The 4,027-nt window shown below is 66.7% G+C and carries 4 protein-coding genes and 1 pseudogene; 3 read left to right on the top strand and 2 right to left on the bottom strand.

The window, feature by feature from the left end:
* Window positions 1-150: 150 nt before the first annotated feature.
* Window positions 151-696, top strand: coding sequence for a DNA-deoxyinosine glycosylase (locus tag VGD20_RS00565; RefSeq protein ID WP_331132587.1), 546 nt, complete (start codon window positions 151-153; stop codon window positions 694-696).
* Between the two features lie 99 nt (window positions 697-795).
* Here VGD20_RS00565 and VGD20_RS00570 read toward each other — a convergent pair whose 3' ends face one another.
* Window positions 796-2,097 carry an amidohydrolase family protein gene (locus tag VGD20_RS00570; RefSeq protein WP_331132588.1) on the bottom strand — a complete coding sequence of 434 codons (1,302 nt, stop codon included), beginning with the start codon at window positions 2,095-2,097 and terminating at the stop codon, window positions 796-798.
* Between the two features lie 103 nt (window positions 2,098-2,200).
* Here VGD20_RS00570 and VGD20_RS00575 point away from each other — a divergent pair, with 103 nt between their 5' ends.
* Together VGD20_RS00575 and dapD are read left to right on the top strand one after the other, a co-directional pair.
* Window positions 2,201-2,878, top strand: a complete 678-nt coding sequence (locus VGD20_RS00575; protein ID WP_331132589.1) for a pyrimidine 5'-nucleotidase — start codon at window positions 2,201-2,203, stop codon at window positions 2,876-2,878.
* Window positions 2,875-3,717, top strand: a complete 843-nt coding sequence (dapD, locus tag VGD20_RS00580) for a 2,3,4,5-tetrahydropyridine-2,6-dicarboxylate N-succinyltransferase (protein WP_331132590.1) — start codon at window positions 2,875-2,877, stop codon at window positions 3,715-3,717. Before VGD20_RS00575 ends, dapD begins: the two co-directional genes overlap by 4 nt.
* On the opposite strand, the pseudogene VGD20_RS00585 reads toward dapD, so the two are convergent.
* Window positions 3,695-4,027 (bottom strand): annotated as a pseudogene (locus VGD20_RS00585) (transglutaminase); the annotation flags it as partial. The gene dapD and the pseudogene VGD20_RS00585 sit on opposite strands and share 23 nt — an antisense overlap.

The following is a 4,027-nucleotide window of genomic DNA, read 5'->3' on the forward strand; positions in this document are numbered from 1 at the left end:
AACAGCAAAAGACCCCGGCAGACCTGCAAGGTCTTCCGGAGGCTCCATCCGCGCCAGCAATGTTCAAGCGCTGTTGCAACTGAAAGAGGCAGCAAACCGCCCTTTTCGGTCGAGCGCGCCCCTAGACCCGATTCCTGTCCCGGTCAAGGGGTGGGCAATATTGTTGCGCCGGTCCGGGCGGGCTATCGGTCGGCGATGCCCGCCGTCCGCCACATCAGCTTTGCCCCCCACGTCGCGCCCGACACGCGGCTGCTGATCCTGGGCAGCCTGCCGGGGGCGCGATCGCTCGCCGAGCGGCAATATTATGCGCACCCGACGAACCAGTTCTGGCGCCTGCTCGGCGAGGTTGTCGATCGGCCGCTCGCGGTCCTGCCGTATGAGGACAGGCTGAAGACGCTGCGCGAAGCGAGGATCGGGCTGTGGGACGTGATCCGCAGCGCCGAGCGGCACACGAGCAGCGACGCGCTGATCCGCGACGCCGAAGCGCACGACCTCGCGGCGCTCATCGCCGGCCTGCCCGATTTGCGCATGATTGCGTTCAACGGCGGCAAGGCCGCCGCGATCGGCCGCAAGCAGCTGCCGCCGTCCGGCGGAATGACCATCATCGACCTGCCGTCGAGCAGTGCCGCGCACACGATCGGCTTCGCAGCGAAACTCGAAAAATGGCTGAAGCTGAAAACCGCACTCGAAACTTGAAACGTCGTCATTGCGAGCGGAGCGAAGCAATCCAGAGCGGTTTACGCCTACCCTGGATTGCCGCGTCGCTTCGCTCCTCGCAATGACGAGATTGCCGGATCAGTCGACCACCGTCCCGCGCGCCATCACGAAATCGACCTTCTTCAGCACGCGCACATCGGCGAGCGGATCGCTCGCCACCGCGATGATGTCGGCGCTCTTGCCCGACGCGATGGTACCGATCTCGTTCGACAGGCCCAGCAGGTCGGCGGCATTGACCGTCGCCGCCTGCAGCGCCGCGGTCGGCGTCATGCCATGCTCGATCAGCAGCTCGAATTCGTCGGCGTTGCGGCCATGCTTCGAGACGCCGGCATCGGTGCCGAAGGCGATGCGCACCCCGCGCGGGACCAGCTTCTCGAGGCTCTGGCCGGTGATCCCGATCCGCCACTGGATCTTCGCAAGCACGTCGGGCTCATAGGCATTCGCGTTCGCAGCGATACGTTCCTTGTAGCCATTCACCGTCGACAGCGTCGGGACATAATAGGCTTTCGATTTGGCCCACGCCGCGATCGTCGCCTCGTCGAGGATCGTGCCATGCTCGACCGAATCGACCCCGGCGGCCAGCGCCAGGCGGATGCCGTCGGCGCCATGCGCGTGGACCGCGACCTTCTTGCCGAACATATGCGCCGTGTCGACGATCGCCTGCGCCTCGTCGTCGAACATCTGCTTGCCGAGGCCCGCCCCAATTCGGCTGTTGACCCCGCCTGTGGAAGCGAATTTGATCACATCGGCGCCGCGGCCGATCTGCAGCCGCACCGCGCGGCGGCAATCGTCGGCGCCGTTGCAGGTGTTGCCCGCACCGGTGAAGAAGGGCCGGAGTTCGTCGCGATAACCGAGCGAGCCGTCCATATGCCCCGCGCTGCCCGAGATGCTGGCGCCCGCATCGACGATGCGCGGTCCCTGCACCTTGCCCGCCGCGATGGCGTCGCGCAGCGCCAGGGTGGCGCCGTCGCCGTCGCCGAGGTTCCGCACCGTGGTGAAGCCCGCGCGCAGTGTCTTCATCCCGTTTGCCTCGGCGTTGAACGCCTGCGCCGCCGGGCTCAGCGTCACATCCTCGAGCTGCCCCGCGATCCCCCCGGCGTCACTCGTCAGATGGACATGGCTGTCGATCAGGCCGGGGAGGACATATTTGTCCTTGAGGTCGATCAGCGTCGCGCCAGGTTCGGCGGGTTGATAGCCGTCGGCAACGGCGATGATCCGCCCGTTCTCGACGACGATCGTCGAAGCGCCCCGCGCGGGCTTGCCGGGTTCGGCGAGCAGATGGCCGGCGTGGATCACCGTGCGCGATGCCGTCTGCGCGGCGGCAGGCGAGGCGATCATCGCCCCGGCCAGAAGAAGCGGGAGGAAGTTTGTCGGTTTCATGGTGCATCCCCTGTTCGTATACGATGCGCGTTAAAGCCGATTGCGGCAGGGGCGTAAAGCGCGCAGCTTGCCCGGGCCGGACGCAGCCAGTAAGCGCCACGGCATGACGCCGCGCCTCGACCATATCGACAGCTGGATCTTCGATCTCGACAACACGCTCTATGCGCCGTCGGCGAAGCTGTTCGACCTGATCGACGCGCGCATGGGCGCCTTCATCATGCGGCTGCTGAACGTCGACGCGGTCGAGGCGCGGCGGGTGCAGAAGCAATATTTCCACGACCATGGCACGACGATGGCGGGGCTGATGCGGCACCATGGCGTCGACCCCGAGGATTTTCTGGTCGACGTCCACAACATCGCGCTCGACCGGCTGACGGTCGACGCGCGGCTGCGCGCCGGGCTCGAGCGCCTGCCCGGCCGCAAGCTGGTCTTCACCAACGCCGATGCCGACTATGCGGCGCGCGTGCTGAAGGCGCGCGGGATCGCCGACCTGTTCGACGGCATCTGCGACATCAGGATCACGCGCTATGTCCCGAAGCCCGATGCGGGGGCCTATGCCGCGATGGTGACACACCTCGGCGTCGATCCCGCAAAGAGCCTGTTCGTCGAGGATATGGCGCGCAACCTGACCCCGGCGAAAGCACTCGGGATGACGACCGTCTGGCTGGACAACGGCAGCGAAAGCGGCCATCGGGACCACCTGCCGGACCACGTCGATTTCCACGTCAACGATATCGCCGACTGGCTCGATTCACTGCCTTTACCTTGGGGAATTTCATGACCACCGACCTGCAGAGCACGATCGAAGCCGCCTGGGACGCGCGCGACACGCTGGGTCTGACGACGCAGGGCGCGGTGCGCGACGCCGTCGAAAGTGCGCTCGCCGGGCTCGACGACGGCAGCTACCGCGTCGCCGAACGCGACGCGGGCGGGACGTGGCAGGTCAACCAGTGGCTCAAGAAGGCGGTGCTGCTGTCGTTCCGCCTCAACGACATGGAACTCATCGAAGGCGGTCCCGGCGGCGCGACCTGGTGGGACAAGGTGCCGTCGAAATTCGCCGGCTGGGGCGAGAACCGTTTCCGCGACGCGGGCTTCCGCGCCGTCCCCGGCTCGATCGTCCGCCGCGGCGCCTATATCAGCAAGGGCGCGGTGCTGATGCCGAGCTTCGTCAATATCGGCGCCTGGGTCGGCGAAGGGTCGATGGTCGATGCCTGGGCCACCGTCGGCAGCTGCGCACAGATCGGCGCCAACGTCCATCTGTCGGGCGGCGCGGGGATCGGCGGCGTGCTCGAACCGCTGCAGGCCGGGCCCGTGGTGATCGAGGACGGCGCCTTCATCGGCGCGCGCGCCGAGGTCGCCGAGGGGGTGATCGTGCGCGAAGGCGCGGTGCTGTCGATGGGCGTCTACCTCGGCGCATCGACCAAGATCGTCGACCGCGCGACGGGCGAGGTCTTTATCGGCGAAGTCCCGCCCTATGCCGTCGTCGTTCCCGGCGCGATGCCGGGCAAGCCGCTGCCCGACGGCAGCCCGGGCCCGTCGCTCTACTGCGCGGTGATCGTCAAGCGCGTCGATGCGAAGACACGCGCGAAGACCGGGATCAACGAGCTGCTCCGCGACTGATCGCGGCGGGCGACAGGCAGGGGACGTCGGCGGCGGTCCAGTCGATGTCGTAGGTGGCGGGCACCAACTTGCGCGCCGGGCTCGGCACGACATCGCCGAGCGGTTCATAGAAAATCCAGCCCTTGCTGTTGTCGAAGGCCGCGATCCGCCCATTGTCCAGCCGCGCCCTGGCCGCCGCTACCTCTATGCTGTCGACGCGAAAGCCACGGATCATGCGGATAGAACCATCGCGAATGTCGAACGCGCGATAGTAATTCTGGCCGAAGATCTCTGTGTCAAAGCCCGATTTGTAGGTCCAGTTTTCGGCTTT

The organism is Sphingopyxis sp. (assembly GCF_036402335.1).
Taxonomy (GTDB): Bacteria; Pseudomonadota; Alphaproteobacteria; order Sphingomonadales; family Sphingomonadaceae; genus Sphingopyxis.